We start from the raw sequence: 25580 nt of genomic DNA on the forward strand, positions 1-25580 counted from the left end.
ACTTATTATGGTAGAGATGTTTATAAGACGAAAGGTTCTTTCGTTGGTTATTTCCATATTATTTGTATTGCTGGGAATTATGGCATTATTGAAGATGCCGATTACCCAGTTTCCGGATATTGTACCACCTTCAGTAACGGTAACAGCAAAATATACCGGAGCGAACGCAGAAGTATCAGCTAATGCAGTAGCACTTCCGTTGGAACGAGCTATTAATGGAGTACCGGGAATGACGTACATGTCAACGGTAACTTCCAATGACGGGCTTACCTTGATCCAGGTTTTCTTTGAAGTAGGAACAGACCCTGATGTAGCAGCAGTAAACGTTCAGAACAGGGTAACAACCATCCTGGATGAGCTTCCCGAAGAAGTAATCCGTGCCGGAGTAACTACTGAAAAGGAGGTAAATAGTATGCTGATGTACCTCAACATTACGAGTACAGACCCTAGCCAGGATGAGCAGTTCATTTATAACTTTACAGATATCAACGTTCTTCAGGAGCTTAAACGTATTGATGGAGTAGGACGTGCGGAGATCATGGGGCAGAAAGAATACTCCATGAGAGTATGGCTTGATCCGCAGAAGATGGCAGCCTATACTATTTCAGCTGATGAAGTGATCACATCATTACAAAAGCAGAATATTTCAGCGGCACCAGGAAAAGTAGGAGAGACTTCAGGAAAAACCTCCAGTCAGCTTCAGTATGTAATCAAGTATAAAGGGAAATTCTTTGAGCCTAAGCAGTATGAAGAAGTTCCAATCAGATCTGATGTAGATGGAACAATTTTAAAGCTTAAGGATATTGCGAAGGTAGAATTTGGAGCAATGAACTACGGAATGGTTTCCAAAACTGATGGTAGACCTTCTGCATCTATTATGATGAAACAGCGACCTGGATCCAATGCCTCCGAAGTAATTGAAAGTGTAAAAGCTAAAATGGAAGAGCTAAAAGGTACTTCATTCCCACCCGGAATGGAATTCAATATGGCCTACGATGTTTCCAGATTCCTTGATGCTTCTATCAGTGCAGTATTAACAACCTTAATTGAAGCTTTTATCCTGGTAGGAATTGTAGTATTTATTTTCCTTCAGGACTGGCGGTCTACGTTAATTCCGGTATTGGCGGTTCCTGTAGCATTGATTGGAACCTTTGCCTTTATGAATATGATGGATTTCTCAGTAAACCTGTTGACATTATTCGCTTTGGTATTGGCCATTGGAATTGTGGTGGATAATGCCATTGTCGTCGTGGAAGCAGTCCATGTAAAGATGGAAGAAGGGATGAACGCGATGGATGCTACCATTAGTGCTACAAAAGAAATTGCAGGCGCAGTAGTAGCAATCACGATTGTAATGTCTGCGGTATTTATTCCCGTGGCATTTTTGGATGGCCCGGTGGGAGTTTTTTACCGTCAGTTTTCATTAACGCTGGCCATCAGTATTGTGATTTCAGGGGTGAATGCATTGACGCTTACTCCGGCATTGTGTGCCATTATTTTGAAACCTCATGATCACAATAAAAAGAAAACCATTATTGACAGGGCTTTCCAGAGTTTCAATACGGGCTTTGAAAGATTGACTAATGGCTATGTTGGGATTCTATCAAAATTTGCGACAAGAACCACAGTTACTTTCGGTTTATTGTTCTTATTTATAGGATTAACCTTTGTCACAAGTAAATTCCTTCCAACCGGATTTATTCCAATGGAAGACCAGGGAATGGTATATGTAAGTGTTACCACTCCGCAGGGAGCAACCGTAGAAAGAATGGAAAAGGTATTGGATGAAGTAACGGGTATTGCAAAGAAAATAAAGGGAGTGGAAAACGTAACAACCCTGGCTGGATACAGTATTGTAACAGAGATTGCAGGGTCATCTTATGGAATGGCGATGATCAACCTTAAAGATTGGAAAGAAAGATCCATTTCAGTTAATGATCTGATTACAGAGCTTTCTGAAAAAACAAAAGGAATAGCCGATGCACAGATTGAGATCTTTGCTCCACCTACCGTTCCAGGATTTGGTAATACCAGTGGTTTTGAATTGCGTATGCTGGACAGGACAGGAGGAACCATTGAAAATACCGATAAAATCACCAAAAATTTTGTCAAAAAGCTAAATGAAGCTCCTGAACTGCAGAACAACTTTACCAGCTTTGATGCCACTTTCCCACAATATATGATTAATGTGGATTATGATATGGCAGCGAAGAAAGGTATCTCTGTAGACAATGCGATGTCTACCTTACAAACCATGCTGGGATCTTATTATGCGACCAATTTTATCCGTTTCAGCCAGATGTATAAAGTGATGGTTCAGGCAAGTCCGGAACACAGAGATACCCCTGAAAGTATCCTGAATTTATATCTGAAAAACGATAAAGGAGAAATGGTTCCTTTTTCAACATTTATTACCATTGAAAAGGTATATGGACCAGAAGTATTAACCAGGTATAATATGTATATGTCGGCTATGATTAATGGGGAGCCGGCAGATGGTTACAGCTCCGGTGATGCCATTGCAGCGGTAGAACGTGTAGCCAAAGAGACCCTTCCGAGAGGTTTTGATATTGAATGGTCAGGGATGACAAGAGAAGAGATCTTATCAGGAAATCAAACCGTGTATATTTTCCTGATTTGTCTATTGTTTGTGTATCTTCTATTAGCGGCTCAATATGAAAGCTTCCTTCTTCCAATGCCAGTATTATTAAGCCTTCCAACAGGAATCTTCGGGTCTTATATTGCTTTGGTAATGGCAGGATTGGATAATAACATTTATGCGCAGGTAGCTTTGGTCATGCTGATTGGGCTTTTGGCAAAAAATGCCATTCTGATCGTAGAATTTGCGGTGGCCAGAAATAAGCAGGGATATGATATTGTTCCGGCTGCTATTGAAGGTGCCAGACAACGTCTTAGACCTATTCTGATGACTTCCTTTGCTTTTGTAGCAGGACTTATTCCGTTGTGTATTGCGTCTGGAGCAGGAGCAATCGGTAACCGTTCCATTGGTACGGCAGCAGCAGGAGGAATGTTGATCGGAACTATTTTCGGATTGGTAGTGATTCCGGGGCTGTATATATTCTTTGCGAAACTTGAAAATAAGAAGAAAGATGAAAAGATTAAACCATAGACATATATTATACGGAATAGCGGCCTTAAGCTTGGTTTCATGCGCTGTTCCAAAGGTGGCTGATATCAAAAAGGCTCAGACACTTCCGGAAATACCGGCAAAAACTGCCAGCTCAGGAGAATTTCAGCAATTTGATCTGAAAGCCTATTTTACCGATGCTCATTTATTAGAGCTTTTTGATAAAGTAGTACAGGCCAATCCTGATTTTCAGATTGCCCAGCAAAGAGTAGAAATTGCCAATAGCTTTCTACAGAGATCAAAAATGGATCTTTTGCCTTCTCTTGAAGTAGGAGCAGAAGTTGCCGGAAACCGCTATGGAAAATATACCATGGAAGGAGTGGGAAATTACGATACCAATCTTTCACCTAATATTACGGAAGAGCAGAAGATCAACCGTGACTTTACCCCTAATTATTGGGTAGGTGCAAGAAGCAGCTGGGAAATTGATGCCTGGGGTAAGCTGAAAAATAAGAAGATTGCTGCCCAGAAAAAATATCTGGCTTCTACGGAAGGATTAAGACTGCTTCAGGTAGAGCTTTTCACGGATATTGCCAATCTATATTACCAGTTGGTTGCTTTAGATAATCGTCTGGCCATTTACCAGAAGAACTACAATCTTCAGCAGAGAGCCTTTGAAATTGTCCTGGCACAACGTGAAGTGGGAAAAGCTACCGAGCTTGCCGTACAGCAGTTCAAAGCACAGAATAATAACTGGCTGGCAGAGATAGAGCACATAAAGGTAGAAATTGTGACTGTTGAACAAGCGATCACCACTTTAACCGGAAGTTATGGCGGAGACGTGAAACGTGGCAAAGTACTTATGCCTACGAATATGGATGTTTTAAACAAAACCATTAATGTAGAAGCGGTTATTCATTCAAGACCGGATGTAGCAGCCAATTACTATGTCCTGGAGGCTTCTCAGGCAGATGCAAAGGCGGCAAGAGCTGCTTTTTATCCTAAAATTGACCTTGGAGCCGGAATCGGGATGAATTCCTTTTCTGTGGAAACATTTTTCAAACCCAGTTCCTTGGCAGGGCAGCTTTTGGGCGGATTAATGGTTCCTGTTTTTAATAAAGGGCAGCTGAAATATGAATTTAAAGTAGCCAGTAAAGAACAGGAAATTGCTTTTTTAAATTATCAGAAGAGCATTACCACTGCATTCAATGAGCTTCAATCTATTTTGAAACAGACTAAGATCTACGAGAAAGTTTTAAAATTAAAATCAGAAGAAGTAGGTTTTCTGGATCGCGGAGTTGAAGTTTCCAATGATCTTTATCTGACTGGATATGCAAATTATTTTGAACTGATTAATTCACAGAAAAGTAAATTGACAGCAGAGCTTGATCTGCTGCAGTTTCAGCATCAGAATACAAGAAATAATGTTTTGTTGTTTAAAGCATTAGGCGGAAAATTGAATTAACAAATATCTTATGACTTTTTCGGTTTGTAAACCGGCCATTTTTTATTTTTACGACGAAGAAAGAAGCTGTCTCAGTAAGAGGCAGCTTCTTTTGCTTTTGGATAGTATACATGAAAAAAGAGACCCTCTTTAAGACGGTCTCTTCTGTATAATTTAAAAAAATATATCTGCAATATAATGCAGTATGTATTGATCTTATTTAACAATCTGAATCTCAACTGCAGAAAATCCTTTTGGAGATTTTTCCTTTTCAAAAGAAACTTTGTTTCCTTTCTTTACCGGTTCTACACAGTTATTATTGTGGAAGAAAATGTTTTCTTTAGAATTGTCTTCAGTGATGAAACCATATCCTTTTTCACTAAGGAAGGTAACGATCCCTGTTTTTCTTGGATCTTCCTCAATAATAGGAGCAGCCCCTAATTGAATATCATCAAGGTTTACTTCCTGTCTTTGTTCTGGTGGAGTAGAAGTTAATCTTCCGAATTCATCTACATACATGAATACGTCCTCCGCTCCTTTGTTGTTGTTCGTTTTACGTTCTTCGCGTCTTAGCGCCTTTTCTTTTTGCTTTTGAATTTTTTTCTTGAAATTTTCCTTTTTAGAAAAAGAATCTGCCATAAATTATTTTTAGTATTTAGTTTCTATAAATTGTATTGTTCACTCTGGTCTGCCTTAGACCTTAAAGTCCGTCGATGTTTCCTGTTGGGGTTTCCTAATCATACAGAGCTTTAAAATTCCGACAAGTATTGTTCTGGGTAGAAAAATAAAAGTTAAAAATATGGCTGCTCAAAAAGCAAAGACTGAATACGTATATTCTAAGTCGTCACAGAAAACAAAGTAGTGACTTTGGCTAATAATATGCAAATATACAACAATAAAATGAATAAATCTGTTTTTAAATGATTGATTATCAGAAATGGATTTTATTGAAACCAGCCCGGACAATCTTATTCCCAGAATGATAAAGACATATTGGATGATTTTTACAAAAAATCCCCAGTAAGCTGAGGATTTAAAAAAATATATTAAGAATGAAATGGTGTGTGTTAATACGGGTGGGAAAGCATCAAATGCTGTGCCTAAAATTCACTTAAGCTGGAAAAGTTAAGCATTTGTTTAATGTTTCAAACCGTATCTAAACTCTATCTCTCTGGCAGATAATATGATATTGAGAAAAATATGTTTATGTAAATTTTATGATATTTTTAAGCTCAAAATGGAAGCTCATCTTAAATTTCCGAAAAATTCACCATGTTGAGACCATCAATATTGTTCATCTTTGTTTCATCAACAATTAAAAATTTAAAAAATGTCAACACAAGATGTAAACGGAAAAGTTGTTTTAATAGCCGGAGGTGGTAAAAACCTGGGCGGATTACTAAGCAAAGATTTTGCTGCAAAAGGAGCAAAACTGGCGATTCACTATAACAGTGAAAGTTCAAGAGCCGAAAGTGAAAAAACACTGGCAGAAGTTCAGGCTTTAGGCGCTGAAGCATTTTTATTTCAGGGAGACCTTACCAAAGTAGATAATATCGCTAAATTTTTTGATGAAACCATTTCCCGTTTTGGCGGAGTGGACATTGCAATCAATACTGTAGGAATGGTATTGAAAAAACCATTTTCAGAGACTACGGAAGCTGAATATGATACCATGTTCAATGTGAACTCAAAATCGGCCTACTTTTTTTTACAGGAAGCTGGTAAAAAAATAAATGACCACGGTAAAATCTGTACAATTGTGACTTCATTACTGGCAGCTTATACAGGATTGTATTCAACATATGCAGGAGCAAAAGCACCGGTAGAGCATTTTACAAGAGCTGCTTCTAAGGAATTTGGGGCCAGAGGAATTTCTGTAACGGCTGTAGCGCCTGGCCCAATGGATACTCCTTTCTTTTATGGTCAGGAAACAGAAGATGCAGTAGCTTACCACAAATCAGCATCCGCATTGGGTGGGCTTACCGATATCAAGGATATTGCTCCATTGGTAGAGTTTTTAGTCACTGACGGTTGGTGGATCACAGGACAAACGATTTTTGCCAATGGTGGGTATACAACAAGATAATTGAAGAACTTATTTAAAAAAAACTCACTGAAAGTTATTTTTCAGTGAGTTTTTTTATGATCTAAAGAAAAAACTATACAGTTTTCATTTTCCTTTTTTCCAATATACTTTTGATGATAAAGAACAGTCCCAGAAGAACAAAAGGAATACTTAGTAACTGTCCCATATTTAAGCTCATTCCGTGTTCAAATTCTACCTGATCTACTTTTATAAATTCAATCAGAATTCTCATGATAAAGATTAAAAGAATACTGATCCCAAAATAGAACCCTTTTCCGATTTGGAAGATATCTTTCTTATAAATAAGATAAACAAGAAGGAAAATAATAAGATAGGAAATAGCCTCATATAGCTGAGCCGGATGCCTCGGAAGCTGATCTACCTGATGGAAGATAAAAGCCCATGGAACATTCGTAGGTGTTCCGATGATTTCCGAGTTCATAAGGTTGGCAAGTCTGATAAAAACACCTCCTAATGGAAGAACAATCGCAATGGCATCCAAAACAGTCATTAATGGAATTTTAAACTTTCTGGCATAGATCAGCAGCATAATCATCAAACCAATTCCTCCTCCATGACTCGCAAGTCCTGCAAAACCAGTAAAGTGGTAAGCACCATCCGGACCTCTCTGGATGGGTAAGAAAATTTCAAGCGGATGCTGGGAATAATAATCAAAATCATAAAATAAACAATGTCCCAGTCTAGCACCGACTAATATTCCGATAAGCGCATATGAAAACAGAGCATCGTGTGCCTGTGGACTGAGATTTTCTTTTTTATAAATGTTTTTTACAATATTAAAACATAAAACTAGCCCTGAAAGAAATAACAGTCCGTAGTATTTAATCGAAACACCTAAAATATTGACGATTTCAGGATTTACATCCCAATTGATATATAATAAATTCATTCCTGCAAAGATAATAAAATAGGATTTTCCAATCAGAACAATGGTGTTCAATTGATCTATTCTCTGAATCATAGAGAATTAGGTGTCTATTTTGTCTTTTTAGTGTTATGCTTTATATTAAAGTATCTATGTAAAATACCGAAGTACAAAGGGTGAAAAATAAAGCTCAAAATAATGAAATCTCTAAAAAGAAATTCATGAAAGCTTTATAAGTAATTAAGAATAATCTTTTAAGTTGAAGCTCTGTACACAAGTTCTGCATCCATTAAAACAGTTTTGCTCGGAGCTGTACGATCTTTGATTTTTTCCAATGCCAATGCAGCCGCAGCTTCGCCCATTTTTTCCAAGGGCTGTTGTACACTGGTCAGTTGTGGATATACCATGGATGACAATTCAGTTGCTGAAAAACTGGCTATGGAAACCTCATCAGGAATATTGATTTTTTGTTCGAGAAGAAAATTCATAGCTCCCATTGCTAATGTATCACTAAATGCAAAAACACTGTCAAACTGTATATTTCTGGTTAAGAGCTGCTTGATCGCTTTTTTTCCATGTTCAAAAGTCATTCCTTCTGTGTGCACAACCAGGTTTTCATCAAAAATATTGTATTTCATAAGAATACGTTTATAGCCATTCATTCTTTCTACGGCATTTTGAATACCTGCAGGTCCCATCATATGAACAATTCTTTTTCTTCCTGTTTTAATAAGATATTCCACCATTAATGACGATTTAATATAATCATCAATAATTACTTTTGAGACATCCAGTGAGGAATGAGGAATTCGATCAAAGAAGATGAGTGGTATTCCCTGATTCATAATATGTTGATACATATCATTGTTTTGAGTTTCATGACAAAGATTGATAATAATAGCATCAACATTAAACTCTTCCATGAGCTGGAGGTTTTTTCTTTCAATAAGCGGATCTTCATCTGACTGTGTAATAATGATTCTATACCCAAGTGGATACAGAATATTCTGAATCCCTTTCAGCACTTTGGATGAAAATGGGGTAATCATTTCCGGAACCACAAATCCTACAGTTTTGGATTGTCCGGATTGTAAATTTAAAGCGGTTAGGTTCGGTTTATAACCCAGTTTTTCCGCCGCATCCAAGACCCTTTTTCTTGTTTCTTCATTTACGTTTTTATCATTAAGAAGCGCTCTGGAGATGGTAGAGGTAGATAATGACAAAAATTTAGACAGATCTTTAATCGTAATACGCCTCATCGGTCATGTTTTTTCGCTAAAAATAATAAAAAAATAGGCAATTGGGAACGTTCCCTGATTTTTGGGAACGTTCCCAATTTAAATTTTGTGAAAAAACTGTTTAATTAATTATCTGTTAATATAGATTTAACAAATTAATTAATCTGTTAACAATTTTATATTTATAGGTATGGTTTATTATCATTATGAAGCTTCTGATATTCGTTCGGGAATTGTACATATCGGAGTAGGGAATTTTCATAGGGCACATCAGCAATTTTATACCAATATATTGTTGAATGATGAAGATCAACAGAACTGGGGAATTTGTGGAGTATGTTTATTACCTTCAGATGAAAAGATTGTGCAAAACCTGAGAGCTCAGAATCTTAATTATTCACTCACTGTTTGTGGTAGAAATGGAAAAGATGAGGTTTATAAAATAGGATCACTAAGTGAACTTATCTGGGGAGTTGAAGATCCGGAGGCTGTGGTGAGAAAGATCGCTGATAATGCTATCAGATTAATCACTTTAACAATCACTGAAGGCGGATATAACCTTGATAAAGAAACAGGTGAGTTTATCCTTGATGACGAAAAAATAAAACATGATCTTAACAAACCGACTATTCCGGCTACGGTCTTTGGTTTCATTGCTGAAGGGCTGCGTCAAAGAAAATTGCTAGGTGGAGATGCCATCACTATACTGTCATGTGATAATCTTCAACACAATGGAAATACAGCAAAAAAAGCTTTTATGACTTTTATTAGAGCTCAGGATAAGGAACTGGCAGCCTGGGTAGAGCGGAATGTTACTTTTCCTAACAGTATGGTAGATCGAATTACACCTGCTACCACTCCTGAAGATGTTGAAAGATTAAACAAGCTGAATGGAACAAATGATAATGCACCCGTGTACTGTGAAGACTTTGTACAATGGGTCATAGAAGATCATTTTATAGCTGGAAGGCCTGCCTGGGAAAGAGTAGGAGTAGAATTTACAAATGATGTAACAGCATTTGAAAATATGAAACTAAGCCTATTGAATGCTTCCCACACCTTATTATCTTATCCGGCATTTCTGATGGGATACCGTAAAGTAGATCAGGCTATGGGAGATAAAAATCTTGTGAAATTTATAAGAATTTTTATGGATAGGGACATTACTCCTTTTGTTCCTGCCCCTGAAAATACGGATCTCCAGAAATATAAAGAAACCCTTATCGAAAGGTTTGCCAATCATAGTGTAAGTGACCAGGTAAGCCGCTTATGTTTTGACGGCGTTTCAAAGTTTCCGGTATATATCATTCCTAATCTTGATAAAATGATAAAGACACAGGCAGATCTTACGAACCCTGCTTTTCTTATCGCAGCCTACAGGCATTATCTTAAATACAAAACAGATGATCAGGGTAATATTTTTGAAATAGGAGAACCCTGGCTAACGGAGGATGATAAAAAGCTTATCAGCAGTGAAAACTCACATGACTTTCTCGAATTATCTGCTTTTAAAGGAGTACTTCTGAAAGATTCTGAACAATTTATGAAATTATATATCCGGTTTGTAGAGGAGATTAAAGATGCAGGGATCGCTTCAGTATTACAATCAATCACAAAATAATATGCCATGCAAATCAATCCAAATATAACTTCCTCCGATCATAAAACGAATAATCCGATATTGCCGTTTGCAATTATTACGTTTATATATTTCATTGTAGGTTTTTTGACTACGGTGAATGAACAGCTTCAGGCGCCTCTTAAATTCACCTTTTTGAGCCATGCAGGGAGTCTTAAAAATACATTTACTACTTTAATTTCTTTTTTCTTCTTTTTAGGATATCTTCTGAATGGAACATTGGGCAGCAGATGGGTCAATGCCTTTGGATATAAAAATACAATTCTGAGGGGGCTTTTATTTATGATTTCCGGGCTTTTCATGTATTTATGTTCATCGTGGTTTGGAAGTCAGTATCCGGATGCGAAATTCAATATAAAGGACGCCGTTATTCCTTTTGGATTTATCATTTTTGTCATTGGATCTTATTTAATGGGGACTTCTGCTGCCATTATTCAGGTTGTTGTAAACCCTTATGCTGCGTCATATGAACTGAAAGGAACACAGCCGGTTCAGCGTCTGAATATTCTGACTGCAATTAATTCTATAGGAACTACTTCCGCACCTTTTTTTGTGACCGTAGTAATGTTTAGCGGGATTTCCATTGAAAATATAGAGATCAGACAACTTCTGCTTCCCCTTTCAGTTCTTATCGTTTGTATAGTAACGGTAATGATGATCACCAAGAGGCTGCATCTTCCTGATCTTGCCCATACCAGAATTGTTGGTGAAGAAAAACTGGATAGAAGCATCTGGTCATTCAGACATTTTGTATTAGGTGTTTTGGCCATCTTTTTTTATGTAGGAACAGAGGTGGCGATAGGAGCTAATATTAATTTATATGCCTTTGAACTGGTAGATTCCGGTCATCCGATTACATTTTTCGGAAAAACAGATATTATTGTGGGAGGGTTGGATCTTGGAATTCATGCATTATTGTCAACATTATATTGGGGCGGCTTTCTTGTAGGAAGAGCTGTATCAAGCTTTTTCAGTAAAATTTCTGCAAGAACACAGCTGGTCACCACAACGATACTTGCTGCCCTTCTTGCTTTAATATCAATGATTACGCAAAATCTATGGTTTTTGGTAGCAATAGGCCTTCTTCATTCTTCGATGTGGAGTTGTATTTACACCCTTTCGATAAAAGGACTTCACAAATATACTTCAAAAGCTTCCGGAATTTTTATTTCGGCTGTATTTGGAGGAGCTGTATTTACTCTTATTCAGGGTGGTCTGGCTGATATTTTAGGTTCGTGGAGATGGACCTGGTGGCTCACGGTAATCTGCGAATTGCTTATGTTAACTTATGCGCTCTTCGGATCGCGTATAAGAGAAAAAGACCTTATTCACTAATCATATATTTTTTTTCAATCTATCAATTATCCTGTATGCTAGTATCGGATATAGGATAATTATAACCTTTAAAAAATACTTTGATCATGTTAAAAATCTATTTACTACTCTTTTCCTGTACTCTGGTATCTTTTTTAAAGGCACAGGAAATACATTCAGCGTTACAGCTTCGAAACAGTCATTTATGGCGTGGAATTGAAGTCTCAGCAGGTTTTATTTATACAGGAGATTTACATTTGGACTACAAACATTTTTATGCAGGATTCTGGGCGGGCGGTAATGTGGATGGTTCTTATAAAGAATTTAATAACTATATTGGATATAAGAATAAGCATCTTGTTTTAGAATTATGGGATATTTATAACTTTTCACCTGAAGCTGCCTATAATAATAAAGAGTTTTTTAATTATTCCGCGCGGAAAACCGGTCGTTTTTGGGATCTGAGATCCTATTATACGATAAGTGATCAATTTCCTTTAATACTCAGTTGGAATACTGTGGTTTTTGGCAGAGACCGAAACATTGAAAATACAGAGAACAAATATTCTTCCTTTGTTTCCGGAGAATATCCCGTGTATAAAAAAAATGACCTTGAAGTCCGGGGCAGAGTAGGATATGGTTTTGCATTGAACAACAGGGAAGAAGAGAATAATTTTTTTGCTAAAGAATCGGGATTCAATGAGATCAGTCTTATGGTTTCAAAAAGTTTTACCATTCAGGGATTTAAAATTCCTATCGGCATATGGGGAATGTGGAACCCTGTCAACAATAATGCATTTCTTCAGTTTTCAGTACAGGCCTATTCATTCTAAATCAATACAATTCAAAAGATTAAACTTTTATAAACTCAATACATTTAATTACTTTTATATAATGGAAGATAAAAATAATAAAGCAGTCTGTTTTGGAGAAATTCTATGGGATATTTTTCCCGGAGAACAAAAAAGAATAGGAGGTGCTCCTTTTAATGTAGCTTATCACCTTTCTAAAATGGGGATGGATGTTAATATGATAAGCAGCGTAGGAGATGATCAGCTTGGACACGATTTGCTGAAAAAAATGAAAAGCTGGAATATTCCTACGGATTATGTTCAAATAAATGATCAACATCCAACAAGTACCGTAATTGCTACTGTAGATGAAAATAATGATGCACATTATGATATTGTAGAAGGAGTCGCGTGGGATTTTATCGGAGCAACTGCGGAAAATCGGGATATTATCAACTCAACAGATGCTTTAGTATTCGGAACACTGGCAGCACGTAACGAAAAAACAAGAAAAACATTATTTGAATTGCTTGAAATCAGTAGTTACAATGTTCTTGATATCAATATCAGAGAGCCTTATTATGAAGTAGGGATGATTAAAGATTTACTTCATAAAACTCATCTTGCCAAATTCAATAAAGCAGAAATGCGCATGATGCTGGACTTTTTAGGGAAAGCTTACACTAATGAAGAGGATGGTATAAAATACCTGCAGGATAAGTTTGATCTTGAAGAAATCATTATCTCCAAAGGAAGTAAGGGTGCTCTTTATGCTAATAAGGATCAGTTTTATTTATATCCAACAATCCCTGTTACTATAAAAGATACTGTGGGGAGCGGAGATTCATTTTTAGCAGGGTTCCTTTCCAAAAGATTAGCAACAGGAAGCTCCGTTCATGAAACTATGGTTCAGGCTGTATCTCTTGGGGCATTTATCACTTCGCAGGAAGGTGCCTGTCCGGAATATGCTCTCGAAGATTTTATTAAGTTTAAAACTCAATATCCTTTATCTTCTTTAAGCTGAGATGTAAAAAAGCATAATAATTTAAAATGATTCTTGATGAAACATTTGGTAACTTTAGCCTACTATCAAAATAAAAAGATATGCATCATCAGTTGGAGAAACATTATGTAAACAGGGTTGGCTGGCTTCGGGCAGCTGTTTTGGGGGCTAACGACGGATTATTATCTACTACAAGTATAGTCATTGGTGTGGCTGCTGCAGAACCTGAACGGAACATCATCATTCTGGCTGCTCTGGCAGGAATGATTGCTGGAGCCATGTCTATGGCTGCCGGGGAATACGTCTCGGTAAGTTCACAAGAGGACACTGAAAAAGCAGATCTGATGAGGGAGAAACGGGAACTGGAAGAAATGCCGGAAATAGAACTACGGGAATTGGCTAAAGTATATGAAAAAAGAGGGTGTACGAAAGAAACAGCTATGCAAGTTGCCATTGAGCTTACAGAACATAATGCACTGGAAGCCCATGCCCGTGATGAGCTCGGAATTAATGAAATTACCCAGGCAAAACCTCTACAGGCTGCTATTGCATCATTTGGTTCTTTTGCAGTAGGTGCATTATTGCCATTTACAGTTTCACTTTTAGCACCTATTAAACAGATGGTATATTTTCAATATGGCTTTTCCATTATATTTCTGATGCTTTTAGGAGCAATTTCTGCTCAGGCGGGTGGCTCAAGCATTAAAATTGCTGTGCTGAGAATCTGTTTCTGGGGAACAGTAGCTATGGGAATCACGGCTTTGGTAGGACATCTTTTCGGGGTAAATGTATCCTGATACGATATAAGTTTCTAATATAGTATTAGAAAGGAATGTGTGATAAGTTGATGATTTTCAGTGTATATAAAACCTAACAAGTGTTAGTCGTAGTATTACTACACTTTTTGAAATTTCTTGTCAGATTGTAGGGTACTCTTATAATTAGATCTATATTTGGTGATATAAAACAACAAATCACAAAATATTAACGATTAAAATTTACGATCATGGCAGAAAGAAATTCAAGAGGAATTTTAAAATTCAACAACGGAGAAGGACAAAAACTATTAAAGCTTAATTACAGCGTATCAAGATCTACAGACGTTTCAGGACGTGTAGCATCAGATCCTTCTAATGCTCTTATCAAAATTACAGTTGAAGCTACAGAAAAGTCAGACATTCTTGAAAGCTTACTGAACGGAAAGTACAAACCTACAGTGGGAGAAATTACTTTCAACAAATCTCACGAAGAAGGAACATTAACGACATTAAAGTGGCAGAATGGATATGTGATCCAGCACGAAGTAGACTTCGATGCCGTGGATGAAAACAGTATGTATATCACTTTTGTTGTAAGTGCAGAACAAATTGATCTAGGAAATTCTTCTTACCATGGTGCTTGGCCTACAGCGTAAGAATCAGGTCTATTAAAAATTCAATTACATATAAAACAGAATAGTACAATAGATACTGTTCTGTTTTTTTGGCTCTGATCATTTTTTATAGTATCAAACGGAAGTACAAAAATTATTTTGTTAATGATTGTGATTTAAAGAATAAAGTATTGGAAATACACTTTATATTGTTAAAAATTTATAACTTTATATAAAGGTCTGCTATTTTTGAATGTATTTTTTTAATAGCACCTTACCAAACACCTTACATAATATGAATAAAAATATCTCGAATTCCGAAAAGATTTCGGAGAATCATATTCCTGGAATCAACCGTGTGGTGAAGCTGGATATTGTGATTGAAGGCAAAATGATAAAGCACTTCAAACATTTCCGTTTGCAGCAAAGCGTAAAAAAACATCATGAATTTGAACTGACACTGGCCCATGATACTTTAGGAGGAGCACAAAATCATGACCTGGAGGAAGCTCAACAGTTTCTAGGAAAACGTTTAACGGTAGTATTTAAATATAAAGATGTAGAGGGAAGTCCGGAAAGAACTTTTGTGGGAGTCATTACAAGAGTAGGGTTCAGCCAGGAAAACCATAGCCTTGGAAATATCGTTTTAAAAGGGCACAGTCCTACAATTTTATTGGACGGAGCTCCTCATACCCAAAGTTTTGGTGGAGAAAAACCTGTTAATATGGGGATCATTGCCACAGACGTGATCAGACAGGGAATAGAAAACAGTAAATTTGATGTCAGCATAAATGCCAAGGCATCTTCACAGATCCTTTACAGTGCCCAGTATAACGAAACGCATTACAATTATCTCTGCAGAATGGCAGAAGCTTACGGGGAACAGTTCTATTATGACGGTGAAGTTCTGCATTTCGGAAATATGCCTCCGCAGAATAAGGCCCTGGAGCTGATCTATGGAAGCAATGTCTCTGATGTGAATGTTGAATTGAAAGCAGTACATATCAAGCCCCATTTCTATGGCTACAACAGCAGTTCCAATGCTAAGCTTACTTCAGGGGATACTCCTATAAAACATGTCGGCAATCTGGCAAAAACTGCATATAAGAATAATGACGGGATATTTAAAACCCCTTCATTACAGGTAGCACCTATCAAAGCGGCAACTGATATGGATGTCGTAATTTCCCAAACCAGCACGGCAGGAAGTAAGGCTGTAGAAGTTTTTACTGTTTCCGGAGGAACCACTATTCCGTTTTTATATCCAGGATGCGTTGCAGATATCAATATGCGGAAAACTGATACCAATAAAACCTCCTATTTTACCAAACTCATGATGACGGAAGTACTTCACGAAGTAGATGCTTTGGGACATTATTCCGGAAGGTTTGAAGCCATTGCTTCTGATACAGGATATATTCCTACACCGGATTTTACTGTTCCTGTTGCACAGCCGCAGATCGCTACTGTGATCTCCAATACAGACCCGTTGAATCAGGGAAGAATTACCGTAAAATTTGACTGGCAGTTGCATGATACTACCAATTTTATACGGATGATGACCCCTGATGCAGGAGGGACAGGGCAGGTTACCCAGAACAGAGGGTATGTTGCCATTCCCGAAGTAGGAGATCAGGTGATGGTAGGTTTTGTTCACAACCATCCGGATCGCCCTTTCGTAATGGGAGGAATGTTCCATGGAGGAACAGCTCTAGGGGGCGGGATCAACAATCATATGCGATCTATCCAGACCAAAAGCGGAATCAAAGTACTGATGAATGATGATGAGAAAAGTGTAACGATTCTTGACCCGAGCGGAAATACCTATTTTATGGATGGAGCAGGGAATATTATAGTAACTGCACCCAAAAATATGACTTTTAATGCAGGAGAAAATCTTACCATCAATGTTGGTAAAGATATGAAGACAAGCGTTGGGAATGATAATGCTGTTACTATCATTAACAATCATAAATTTACTTCCAAAAATTATAAGCAGACCATTAATGAAAATAAAACCATCAATGTAACGGGTGATTTAAAAGAAACTACTTCCACAACCACTCACACAGCAAAGAATGGTGACATTTTGTTACAAAGCTCAGGAGTGGCCAAAATGTTAGGGAAAATAGATGCCAAAGTGAATAAAGGATAAATGTATGTTGAAAAAAGGACTTATTGCTCTGTTCTTATCTGTAGTTTTTGTCATCCTCACTGGTATCATTACATTAAGTGTTATGGATCTTACGGGGTATGGTGACGGTGATTGCGGCTGGCTGGCTGTATGGCTCTGCGGTGCTTTTTTGCCCGTATTGTTTTTTCTGCCATTTATAATAGCAGCTCAGAAGAAGAAAAAAGGAATAGGTGATTTTACATTATTCGGTATCTATTCAGGGGGGATAGGTTTTATCATCATATCCGTGATCCTGTTGATTATAGTTCCCCGATTATGCTCTTGAAAACAAAAATTGTTGTGTAAAAATTAATTAATTATGTATGGCAACGGAGGACATAATTACTTTTTAAGATTGTAAGAATGAATAAAATATTAAAATATCTATTAAGCTTTTTATTTTTTACCCAGATGTCGTGTCAGGAAAAAAAAGCTCCTAAAAAAACTGAAACTATGACAAAATATGAATGGACTGAAGGAACCTCTGCTCCTCTGGGATATCCGATGGAAGTATATAAAGGAGGGATAGAATGTGAAGGAGGAGAATGGGTAAGTTTAGGCTTTGGGGTGATCCCTGGAAATGGTGCCTGGGGCTCAATCAATCATGGCATGGGAAATGGCTTTAAAAGTCTTCCTTCCCGACTGGATTTTGTATGGATATCTTATATGGAAAACCAATTTTACATGATCGATACTACCATTGATACTGCTAAAATTAAAGAATACTTCAGTAAAGGGTATGAAACAAAAGTGACAAATGGAAGTGGTGAGACAGAACATTTAAATTATGATGAAATTGGTGTTGGAATGGCTCCCGGAGGTGTAGTGGTAGTGTGGATAGCCGGCGTTGGAGTTCAGAAGGAAGTAGGACGCTATCAGGCTAAAAAAGTAACAATTCCGGAATCGGAAATTGCCCAGTTGGATAGCCATCAGAACCGTTTCTGGAGGAAAGATTACCTTAATGATGTATTTAATAATGGTAAAGTTATCCCTGCAGACGTAAGAGAAAAAAATAAAGGAAAAGCTATTCCATTTGGTTTATGGGATACCTATAGAATCCGATACAGCTGGAAACCTGTTTTCGAGCTGCCGGAAAATGCCAAGCTCAATTCATTAGTCAATGTTAAGATATCTACAATTAATGGAGAAAAAGAACAATTTGACACAGCAAAAAACATATTGGCTGTAAATGAACAAAGAGCCATCCCGGGAAGAATTATTTTTGACTATATAGGAGCGGATCATAAAATGTACGGTGCTCAATGTGTCCTGAATGAAAACTCAGGTTTGGAAGCTTTTAAAGCAGTGTTTGGTAATGATCCTGATTCAACTAAGGCGGACATTATCGTTAAGGTTAATGAGGCTAACAGCTATTTCACAATAAAGCTAAGAGGTGAAAATGGTAAAGAAGCCTTTATAAAGACTGATAAAGTAGAGGTTTTCTAAAAACAAAACTATGGGAAAAACTTTTGTATACAACACGGGCAATCCTAAAACTCCTCTGGATGAGCTGTATCTGGAATTCGGAGTATTCTTTGATGGGACTCTGAATAATTTGAAAAACAGCGAATTAAGGATGGAGTATAGGGATGGAAAGAATAAAATGAACAGTACTGATACGGATGATCAGATCAGGGAAAAAGAAAAGGCAATTAAAGAGACAAGAATCTTACAGGAAAAAGAATATGAAAGACTGAAAAAGAAAAAGATGCTGGATGATAACTCTGAATATCATCAGTATCTTAAATCTAGCCATCAGGGATGGTTGGATAAAAAGGGGGTTGATAATAGTTTTAGTAACGATTATACCAATGTTGCCAGAATGTATAAATGTTGTCAACAGACAACATATGGAGTCTATGTAGAAGGAATCGGAACACTGGATAATAACAGGGATGTAGATGATGGATTTCAATATGGGTCCGGTAAAACCGGAGTGCGGGGAAAAGTGAGGAAAGGATGTGAAATGACCGCGGACCGCATTAAAAAACTTATTGCTGAGACAAATGGTAAAGTAAAATTAATGAAAATTACCATTGATACTTTTGGGTTTAGCCGTGGAGCTGCTGCAGCAAGAAATTTTGCTTACGAAATCAATGGAAATAAAAGACCCAAAGATGTTGAGATCAAAAAATCGAGAAAGATAATAGGATATACCCAGGTTAATTCTCCTTATGGCCCGACAGCGATTCCTGAATATGGAGATATCTGGATAGATAAAGATGATATTGAAGTAGATCCGAAATATATCAAAGATGGTAAACTTCCAAAATTTGGTTTTCTGGGATATTATCTTTTAAGTAAAAAAGTTTTATCTGAACAACAACTTGAAGACTTAGATCTTGATGTTCGTTTTATCGGGGTGTATGATACAGTATCTTCTTATGAAGAATTTGGTGATATGGGAGGGCTCAGACGTATAGGATGGGAAGGGATGAAGCATTCTGCTTTAGGACCTAAATACAATTTTGGAGATGATGTAGAACAGTTACAGCTCAAAAACCCGGGACCTTACTTTAAGGCTGTTCATTTTACAGCAGCCAATGAGCACCGGGAAAATTTTTCATTAACGAAATTTCCGGGAAGTATTGAAAAAGAATTTCCCGGAGTACACTGTGATATTGGTGGTGCTTATGAAAACGGAACAGAGAAAGTGGATGAAATAGAAACTTCCAATCACAAACCCGTATGGTTCCTCAATAAACGGAGACAACAACTGATTGATGAATATTGGTTTGATGATGATCAGATCGAAATCAATAATGGCTTCCTGAATGTCATTACCTGGGGAGCGGTGTACCGTAAAATAACCGGAACCCGATTTCTAAGGAAGGAATACAGCTATATCCCTCTGCATTTTATGGAAGAACATGGTGAAAATCTGTACAATCACCAGTTAATGACGAAAACAGAGACTGCTTTTTCCATAGAAAATGATAAATATTTGCCTCATGCAAAAAATCTTTTACATGGCTATGTATTTGAGAATGATGCTAAATGGGATTTCAAATCAGATGAACAGGTTGAAAAAGAAAAACAGGAGAAAGCATTACAAAGACTGTTACATCCTGAGCCTGTACAGGAACCTGCTCCGCAAGAATCTCCTGAAGAAAAGCTGGATGAAAACGGGAACAAAATAAAAACGACAACATTGGAAGAAGTGACAGTTACTGCTTATCATCCGCAAACATTATTACGGATTATCCGTAAGCAATACCTTCACTGGTCGGCCAACAGAGACTGGATGGGAATGGATCCCAACAACGATTATCAAAGAAGAATATATTAAATATGATATCCAATATATTGCAGAACTTCCATCAGAAAACATACAGGTTGGAAACCATTGTAATCGAACAGAAAAATCCTGCCTACAAAATCACAAAAAACTATGCCAGGCAGGTTGAGGTCTACTACCTTGGAAAAGTAAAGGAAGAATATCGGTTTCAGCTTTTGGTGGTAGAATTTGATTTTTCTGATGATGAAGATGCAATGGGAAAATTTATTAAAAAAATAAGCTATCTGTTTGATGAAATAGAATGCAGGGTAGATGAGGAAGGGAATATTACAGCAGTTGACAATTTACTTTTCCTGCGGATGAGGTGGCTTAAAATCCAAAATGAATTATCAAAAAACCATAAAGGAGAGGCTATTGATAATTATTTCAGTCAGGTAGGCAGTCTGCTTGAAGATGAGGCTAACCTGATTGACTTTCTTGGAAGTTATAAAATGTTTGGATTACTTTTTAATGGTTTGTTACAATCCTTTGAAACAAAAAGAAAAAGAGAGTCAGCAGAAGGGTTTACAGAAATAATGACTCCTGTGAAAGTAGGAGATCAAATGGTTTTAAAGATTTCTGCTCAAAATCTGGAACATACTGATATCAGTGACTTCAGAGGTGTATTTACCTGCAAAGGAGATCAGTATGAAGAAGGTTTTATAGAAATTAAAAAGCACAATGTTCATTTAAAACATTCACTACTATGGATATATTAGATAAAGAAGGCGTTGCACCGGAAGCTCAGAACCAGACTCCAGCTCCGCAAGCTCAGCCACCGGGTACTCCACAGGATAGTGAGGAACTGAGAGCGGCCAATAGCAAGAAGATGGAGGAGAAGCGTGCAGAAAACGAAAAAAAAGATAACACCGATGCCGGATTGAAAGTGGTCATAGATACCGCTGCTTTGGAATGTGTATTATGTACCAATCCCAAGGGAACCATGAAGGTAAATTATGATACCCCTACCATACAGGACAAGAAAACTGCTACCATAAAAGAGAGGGGACCCAAGAGCCTTGTTTTTTTGGGAAACTGTAAAAAAAGTCCCAATGCTGCTGCTCTCTGTTCTGCTGTTATGAATGTAAGAGACTGGAAAGATGTGGGAACCTACCTGTCTCAGGAACAGCCAGTGTTACTGCAGAAAAGTACCATACCCTGTACCTATGGAGGCGTGGATATTACCATTACGGATAGCGGACAGATCCATCAGCCGGAAAGTGTAGATGCTGTGGGAGCCCCGGTACCGGAATCAAAAGAAAAGATAAATGGTAACTTTTATAATTATAATGGAACTTTTGAGGGTAGCGTAAAAGGACAGAAAATAGGAAAAGAAACAGACGTCTATGCCTGTGAAGGAAAAGGCTCAGAGGAAGATGTTTACAAAAGCCCTAAAAAACTGAAGATTGAACACAGTGAGTTCCAGAAGGTATGTAATATTATTAAACATGAAGGACTGTCATCCGAAAAAGAAGAGTATCTTTATATAGCACACACCAACTACAACGAAGCAAAAAGAGTTGGAAAAACAATGTTTGAATTATTAAATTCAAGTTACTCCAGTGTGGATGCCAAAGATAAAGTTGAAATGAAAACCTCTGAAAAAGATACCATTTCCCTATATTCAAGAGCAGGTGCCATTGATGCTCTTCTGAGAGATGTCGATGAGGTGAAAAATGATCCTACTGATAATGCTACACAATGGGATGGAGAGGACTTCTTGGCTTGGGGAATTGACACAGATTTAAAGCCTGATAGTAAAACAAAATACGGGCATAATAAATTTGATGAATATGACTCTATTAAAATAAGTAAAAGTCTGTACGATTCTTTTGTTGGTAAAGTAACAGGAAGAAGAGGCTCAACTTTGGCATACAACTCAATTCATGATGATAAGTGTGATAAAGGGAATCATACCCACAAAACCGTAAAAGAAAAAAATAAAGCCGTATATGCTATTCCGAATGCAGATTTTGCAAAAGAAGATTATTGGACGACGGGGGATTTTTACTATAAGAATGCCACGAAGCAGTCTTTTGGCTTAGAAGCAACCCGTGTTGCCGGATATACGATATTTTGGAAAAAAGTAAAAGTTTAATCAATGAGAAATTTAGCATATATATTGCTTATCCTTGGGATATTTCACGTCAATGCCTGTGCCCAGGTACCTAAATCCTATTCAATAACGCAGATTGTCAACAAAACTATCGATAAGGGAGAATATGTTGATGACAGAAAAATCAGTAAAGATGATCAGGTAAGTCTGAACCATCTTATTTATATCTCAAACCCTAAAAAAGACAGCATAGCTTTTTATGATTTTAATGATTCCCAGCTGTCAGAAAAGAAAATACCCAATATCTGTACCTTAACAAAAAATCAGAAATTACTTTTGCTGAATTATAAAAATGAAGGTTACGATACCAAACTTACCATTGCTTTTGATGATAAAGAAAGAAAAATAATAATTGGGAACAAAGATATTTTTTATCTCAATGACTCCTACTATAAATACTTGCGGAAAAATGTTGGTGAAGATCTGAATATTACTGATCTGATCGATTTTCTGGAGGATTTTCTGACAGGATACAACCTTGAGGATTTAAAATACATTGCATCCTATGGAAAATATAAACATAAGGATTTCAGCATAATCAAAGGCTATATGGAATCTTACAGAAGCCAGGCCAGTGATTATCTTGACAAATGGAATGTGAAATTCACCTATAATAAAGCAGGGATATTACAGAATCTTTTAAAAGAATCCACAGAAGGTGATCTGGAAATAGAAAAAAAACTGGTGTCTGCCAATAAAGGTATTTTTAAATATACAAAACATACTAATGTTGAAAGCCGGCTTATTACAGATCGTGAAATGCTTATCGATACCAATAGAAACAGATATGATGAAAAGGTAACTTCATTTCAGGTAGGATTAGGCAAAGAAACTAGGTATGAAACTGAACAAATGTCTTATAAGAATTTCCCTTCCAAAGAATTTATGCTCACTTCTGAGAGCATTTCGAATATCATTTCATCAAAATAGCTTTTATGAAGGAAAAATGATATTCAGATTGGAATAATGGTATATTCTAAAGTCCATTTTAAAAATAAACCCTTGATATTATTAAATGTCAAGGGCTTGATTTCAGGTCAGAATATCCATATTTTTTAGGGAAAAGTAGAAAATCGATATAAAAAATTTGATCATAAAAACATGCAATATTTCTTCATCCCTGAACAGTACACTTTGAAAAAGCTAGAATATGGAAGTTATAAAGGATAACAATTACTTTGTATTCACGTTTTTAGACCGTATTTATGACTCTCTCCAGCAGTGGTATGGTCCATCTAGCTTCATTCTTTTAGTCATTCATCCTTATCTTCCTTATCCTGAGCCCAGGTTATTTAATTTTTACCCATGGTAACGTATCAATAAGTTGGTCTATCTGCTGATACAATTTTTCAAGTTCAGGAGTTCCATGGTTGCCATAATCATATATTTTCTTTGGTTTTTTACCTGAAAAACTAACTTCAATATTAGTAGATGGCAGGTCGGAAATCCCATGATCTCCATAAGAATCTTTCATTGATGTGAAATCTAAAGCCTTGATAGCATCTAGTTTATCTTTTGTTATGACAGCACTATAACTACCCTTTAAATTGTTTTTCATATTACCTCTGGCATTTAGCAGAACTGTTTTATTATTTTGAATAACAAAGGTGTATTCCGGACAATATCCATAACATGGATTTTTAGTGATGGTTATTTTCTCTGCTGCAGAAGAGAAATTCATATTTTTATGACTGTTACAAGCATTAATCAATAAAATAAAGATTAATGAAACGATATACTTCATACTATAATTGAGGTTGTTTATTATCTATCTATTCTGGCTGAATAGATCATGGATGCAATTTCCAAAGAAAATAACAGATATAAAATGACAGATATCTGTTATTTTTAGAGAACCGAAAATCATTTTTAAGTATCAATCCCAACAAGGGCATCGTTAAATAAGTAAAAGGCTGTGTGTCATCGTAAAAGCAATAAGCTCTGAAGACGTTTTGGTATTCGTTTTTCTGCGTAAATTTCTTTTATGATTCTCTACTGTATGATAAGAAATAAAAAGTGAAGAGGCTATTTCAGGAGAATTAAGTCCTGTTGCCATTAATCTCAGAATTTCTTTTTCCCGTTTTGTGATAACAGGTTTTTCCACTTCAATCTGTTTAATATTTTGTTCGATATGTTTAAAATATTGCACCTCATTATTACTAAAGTCCATAATGGATAATAAGGGTTGATTATGAATATGGAAATGAGAAAGATCATAAATAACAACCAGCGAACTTTCTATTTCGTTATTAATATTTCTGTATTGTAGAGGGGATTGAAGAAGTATCCAGCGGTAATTGTTATTTTTATCCAGCATTCTCCCATAGAAATTGAAACGAATGTGTTTTTTCTTGTCTTCATCCATCATAAAGATCATCCTAGCTGAAAATTCAAAAGCTCCCATAAGATGAAACCGGTCTTCAGGATGAAAAAGATTGATAAAAAAATCAGTATCCGAATCCAGCCATTCTTCTTTGTTAAAAGGGGTGAAATGTTCTATATTATCACTTAAAATTTTGGTTTTCATTTCTGTATTATGCGTAATAAACCAAAAGTAAGGACTGATTGAGAGGTTCTTAATGCTTTCAATGGTAGTTGAGTAAAAGGAAAGGTAATCAGTAATTTCTTTGTCTTTATTAAGAAAAAAATAATTATAAAACTGATCTCGGTCAATTGGGACGATTTTATTTTCCATTGTGTTTTAATTTTTAACAAAGTAATAGCCACGGTCACTATTTTATGAGTGTATTTATAAATGATTGATAATCAGTTTTGTTTGTGATTACGCATCTCTTTTGTTCATAAAATTTCCCTCTTGAATGGCTATAAGTTTGAATTTTTTATGTTTTTATAAAATAAATTTAATGAAAAATGACAGATATCTGTCATTTTTTTTTCTGTCTACGAACAATAATTTTGTCATCACAATGATTGAGTTAATTTTCTTTAAAAACACAAAAAAAATTATGAACGATTTCTTTTTTTCCTATGGAGAATTTTCTCTCTAAGGAATCATTTTACAGATTTTCTTTTCATCGGAATTTCAGCATGAGATGATATCTTTTTTAGATATAATCACGTGTAAAAAAACATACAATCTGATGATATACAACAATAACCCTGATCACTTTTTTCATAACAATGGGGAATGTG

Annotated in this window: 21 protein-coding genes; 16 read left to right on the forward strand and 5 right to left on the reverse strand. The window is 36.4% G+C overall.

Going from position 1 to position 25580, the window contains the following annotated elements; all coding sequences use genetic code 11:
* The first annotated feature begins 7 nt into the window (after nucleotides 1–7).
* Both AC3HD6_RS15725 and AC3HD6_RS15730 read left to right on the forward strand, forming a co-directional pair.
* A complete protein-coding gene (locus AC3HD6_RS15725; RefSeq protein WP_488897192.1) occupies nucleotides 8–3130 on the forward strand; it encodes an efflux RND transporter permease subunit in 3123 nt (1040 codons plus the stop codon).
* A complete protein-coding gene (locus AC3HD6_RS15730; RefSeq protein ID WP_488897193.1) occupies nucleotides 3111–4553 on the forward strand; it encodes a TolC family protein in 1443 nt (480 codons plus the stop codon). Before AC3HD6_RS15725 ends, AC3HD6_RS15730 begins: the two co-directional genes overlap by 20 nt.
* A 195-nt stretch (nucleotides 4554–4748) precedes the next feature.
* On the opposite strand, the gene AC3HD6_RS15735 is transcribed toward AC3HD6_RS15730, so the two are convergent.
* Nucleotides 4749–5171 carry a cold shock domain-containing protein gene (locus AC3HD6_RS15735; RefSeq protein WP_047420468.1) on the reverse strand — a complete coding sequence of 141 codons (423 nt, stop codon included), beginning with the start codon at nucleotides 5169–5171 and terminating at the stop codon, nucleotides 4749–4751.
* 691 nt (nucleotides 5172–5862) lie between these two features.
* Here AC3HD6_RS15735 and AC3HD6_RS15740 point away from each other — a divergent pair.
* Nucleotides 5863–6618 carry an SDR family oxidoreductase gene (locus tag AC3HD6_RS15740; RefSeq protein ID WP_488897194.1) on the forward strand — a complete coding sequence of 252 codons (756 nt, stop codon included), beginning with the start codon at nucleotides 5863–5865 and terminating at the stop codon, nucleotides 6616–6618.
* A gap of 73 nt (nucleotides 6619–6691) precedes the next feature.
* Here AC3HD6_RS15740 and lgt read toward each other — a convergent pair whose 3' ends face one another.
* Nucleotides 6692–7528: a prolipoprotein diacylglyceryl transferase gene (lgt, locus tag AC3HD6_RS15745; protein WP_488897303.1), complete on the reverse strand. Its 837-nt coding sequence runs from the start codon at nucleotides 7526–7528 to the stop codon at nucleotides 6692–6694.
* Nucleotides 7529–7758: 230 nt separating this feature from the next.
* Nucleotides 7759–8763 (reverse strand): LacI family DNA-binding transcriptional regulator, encoded by a 1005-nt coding sequence (locus tag AC3HD6_RS15750; RefSeq protein ID WP_488897195.1) that lies wholly within the window; start codon nucleotides 8761–8763, stop codon nucleotides 7759–7761.
* A gap of 169 nt (nucleotides 8764–8932) precedes the next feature.
* Between AC3HD6_RS15750 and AC3HD6_RS15755 the strand changes: the two genes are divergently transcribed.
* The 13 genes from AC3HD6_RS15755 (at nucleotide 8933) to AC3HD6_RS15815 (ending at nucleotide 23357) form a co-directional block, all read left to right on the forward strand.
* Nucleotides 8933–10363, forward strand: a complete 1431-nt coding sequence (locus tag AC3HD6_RS15755) for a mannitol dehydrogenase family protein (RefSeq protein WP_488897196.1) — start codon at nucleotides 8933–8935, stop codon at nucleotides 10361–10363.
* Between the two features lie 6 nt (nucleotides 10364–10369).
* The gene (locus AC3HD6_RS15760) at nucleotides 10370–11716 is read left to right on the forward strand and encodes an MFS transporter (protein ID WP_488897197.1); all 1347 of its coding nucleotides are present in this window, start codon (nucleotides 10370–10372) and stop codon (nucleotides 11714–11716) included.
* 86 nt (nucleotides 11717–11802) lie between these two features.
* Nucleotides 11803–12528: a hypothetical protein gene (locus AC3HD6_RS15765; RefSeq protein WP_488897198.1), complete on the forward strand. Its 726-nt coding sequence runs from the start codon at nucleotides 11803–11805 to the stop codon at nucleotides 12526–12528.
* Between the two features lie 61 nt (nucleotides 12529–12589).
* A complete protein-coding gene (locus AC3HD6_RS15770; RefSeq protein ID WP_488897199.1) occupies nucleotides 12590–13510 on the forward strand; it encodes a carbohydrate kinase family protein in 921 nt (306 codons plus the stop codon).
* A gap of 80 nt (nucleotides 13511–13590) precedes the next feature.
* On the forward strand, nucleotides 13591–14286 hold the full coding sequence (locus AC3HD6_RS15775) for a VIT1/CCC1 transporter family protein (protein ID WP_488897200.1): 696 nt from the start codon (nucleotides 13591–13593) through the stop codon (nucleotides 14284–14286).
* Between the two features lie 209 nt (nucleotides 14287–14495).
* Nucleotides 14496–14903: a type VI secretion system tube protein TssD gene (gene tssD / locus AC3HD6_RS15780; RefSeq protein ID WP_068941927.1), complete on the forward strand. Its 408-nt coding sequence runs from the start codon at nucleotides 14496–14498 to the stop codon at nucleotides 14901–14903.
* 253 nt (nucleotides 14904–15156) lie between these two features.
* Nucleotides 15157–17016, forward strand: a complete 1860-nt coding sequence (locus tag AC3HD6_RS15785; RefSeq protein WP_488897201.1) for a type VI secretion system Vgr family protein — start codon at nucleotides 15157–15159, stop codon at nucleotides 17014–17016.
* Between the two features lie 4 nt (nucleotides 17017–17020).
* Nucleotides 17021–17320: a hypothetical protein gene (locus AC3HD6_RS15790; RefSeq protein WP_488897202.1), complete on the forward strand. Its 300-nt coding sequence runs from the start codon at nucleotides 17021–17023 to the stop codon at nucleotides 17318–17320.
* A gap of 125 nt (nucleotides 17321–17445) precedes the next feature.
* The gene (locus AC3HD6_RS15795) at nucleotides 17446–18480 is read left to right on the forward strand and encodes a DUF2931 family protein (protein WP_488897304.1); all 1035 of its coding nucleotides are present in this window, start codon (nucleotides 17446–17448) and stop codon (nucleotides 18478–18480) included.
* 10 nt (nucleotides 18481–18490) lie between these two features.
* Nucleotides 18491–20323 carry a phospholipase effector Tle1 domain-containing protein gene (locus tag AC3HD6_RS15800; protein ID WP_488897203.1) on the forward strand — a complete coding sequence of 611 codons (1833 nt, stop codon included), beginning with the start codon at nucleotides 18491–18493 and terminating at the stop codon, nucleotides 20321–20323.
* A 2-nt stretch (nucleotides 20324–20325) separates the two neighbouring features.
* Nucleotides 20326–21030 carry a hypothetical protein gene (locus tag AC3HD6_RS15805; protein ID WP_488897204.1) on the forward strand — a complete coding sequence of 235 codons (705 nt, stop codon included), beginning with the start codon at nucleotides 20326–20328 and terminating at the stop codon, nucleotides 21028–21030.
* Complete coding sequence (locus AC3HD6_RS15810) at nucleotides 21018–22409, forward strand: DUF4280 domain-containing protein (RefSeq protein ID WP_488897205.1); 1392 nt, start codon at nucleotides 21018–21020, stop codon at nucleotides 22407–22409. Before AC3HD6_RS15805 ends, AC3HD6_RS15810 begins: the two co-directional genes overlap by 13 nt.
* 3 nt (nucleotides 22410–22412) lie before the next feature.
* The gene (locus AC3HD6_RS15815) at nucleotides 22413–23357 is read left to right on the forward strand and encodes a hypothetical protein (RefSeq protein WP_488897206.1); all 945 of its coding nucleotides are present in this window, start codon (nucleotides 22413–22415) and stop codon (nucleotides 23355–23357) included.
* Nucleotides 23358–23715: 358 nt separating this feature from the next.
* Here AC3HD6_RS15815 and AC3HD6_RS15820 read toward each other — a convergent pair whose 3' ends face one another.
* Both AC3HD6_RS15820 and AC3HD6_RS15825 read right to left on the reverse strand, forming a co-directional pair.
* Nucleotides 23716–24171, reverse strand: a complete 456-nt coding sequence (locus AC3HD6_RS15820; RefSeq protein ID WP_488897207.1) for a DUF6438 domain-containing protein — start codon at nucleotides 24169–24171, stop codon at nucleotides 23716–23718.
* 153 nt (nucleotides 24172–24324) lie between these two features.
* A complete protein-coding gene (locus AC3HD6_RS15825; RefSeq protein ID WP_488897208.1) occupies nucleotides 24325–25122 on the reverse strand; it encodes a LuxR C-terminal-related transcriptional regulator in 798 nt (265 codons plus the stop codon).
* Nucleotides 25123–25580 lie beyond the last annotated feature (458 nt).

The sequence above is a fragment of the Chryseobacterium sp. II3a genome (genome assembly GCF_057815135.1).

Bases quoted from the DNA above. Each gene is read 5' to 3' on its own strand.
- AC3HD6_RS15795 (WP_488897304.1), top strand. From the start codon at position 17,446: ATGTCGTGTCAGGAAAAAAAAGCTCCTAAAAAAACTGAAACTATGACA.
- AC3HD6_RS15785 (WP_488897201.1), top strand. From the start codon at position 15,157: ATGAATAAAAATATCTCGAATTCCGAAAAGATTTCGGAGAATCATATT.
- AC3HD6_RS15740 (WP_488897194.1), top strand. From the start codon at position 5,863: ATGTCAACACAAGATGTAAACGGAAAAGTTGTTTTAATAGCCGGAGGT.
- AC3HD6_RS15820 (WP_488897207.1), bottom strand. From the start codon at position 24,171: ATGAAGTATATCGTTTCATTAATCTTTATTTTATTGATTAATGCTTGT.
- AC3HD6_RS15725 (WP_488897192.1), top strand. From the start codon at position 8: ATGGTAGAGATGTTTATAAGACGAAAGGTTCTTTCGTTGGTTATTTCC.
- AC3HD6_RS15755 (WP_488897196.1), top strand. From the start codon at position 8,933: ATGGTTTATTATCATTATGAAGCTTCTGATATTCGTTCGGGAATTGTA.
- tssD (WP_068941927.1), top strand. From the start codon at position 14,496: ATGGCAGAAAGAAATTCAAGAGGAATTTTAAAATTCAACAACGGAGAA.
- AC3HD6_RS15765 (WP_488897198.1), top strand. From the start codon at position 11,803: ATGTTAAAAATCTATTTACTACTCTTTTCCTGTACTCTGGTATCTTTT.
- AC3HD6_RS15770 (WP_488897199.1), top strand. From the start codon at position 12,590: ATGGAAGATAAAAATAATAAAGCAGTCTGTTTTGGAGAAATTCTATGG.
- AC3HD6_RS15825 (WP_488897208.1), bottom strand. From the start codon at position 25,122: ATGGAAAATAAAATCGTCCCAATTGACCGAGATCAGTTTTATAATTAT.
- AC3HD6_RS15800 (WP_488897203.1), top strand. From the start codon at position 18,491: ATGGGAAAAACTTTTGTATACAACACGGGCAATCCTAAAACTCCTCTG.
- AC3HD6_RS15735 (WP_047420468.1), bottom strand. From the start codon at position 5,171: ATGGCAGATTCTTTTTCTAAAAAGGAAAATTTCAAGAAAAAAATTCAA.
- AC3HD6_RS15750 (WP_488897195.1), bottom strand. From the start codon at position 8,763: ATGAGGCGTATTACGATTAAAGATCTGTCTAAATTTTTGTCATTATCT.
- AC3HD6_RS15810 (WP_488897205.1), top strand. From the start codon at position 21,018: ATGGATATATTAGATAAAGAAGGCGTTGCACCGGAAGCTCAGAACCAG.
- AC3HD6_RS15730 (WP_488897193.1), top strand. From the start codon at position 3,111: ATGAAAAGATTAAACCATAGACATATATTATACGGAATAGCGGCCTTA.
- AC3HD6_RS15760 (WP_488897197.1), top strand. From the start codon at position 10,370: ATGCAAATCAATCCAAATATAACTTCCTCCGATCATAAAACGAATAAT.
- AC3HD6_RS15805 (WP_488897204.1), top strand. From the start codon at position 20,326: ATGATATCCAATATATTGCAGAACTTCCATCAGAAAACATACAGGTTG.
- AC3HD6_RS15815 (WP_488897206.1), top strand. From the start codon at position 22,413: ATGAGAAATTTAGCATATATATTGCTTATCCTTGGGATATTTCACGTC.
- AC3HD6_RS15775 (WP_488897200.1), top strand. From the start codon at position 13,591: ATGCATCATCAGTTGGAGAAACATTATGTAAACAGGGTTGGCTGGCTT.
- lgt (WP_488897303.1), bottom strand. From the start codon at position 7,528: ATGAATTTATTATATATCAATTGGGATGTAAATCCTGAAATCGTCAAT.
- AC3HD6_RS15790 (WP_488897202.1), top strand. From the start codon at position 17,021: ATGTTGAAAAAAGGACTTATTGCTCTGTTCTTATCTGTAGTTTTTGTC.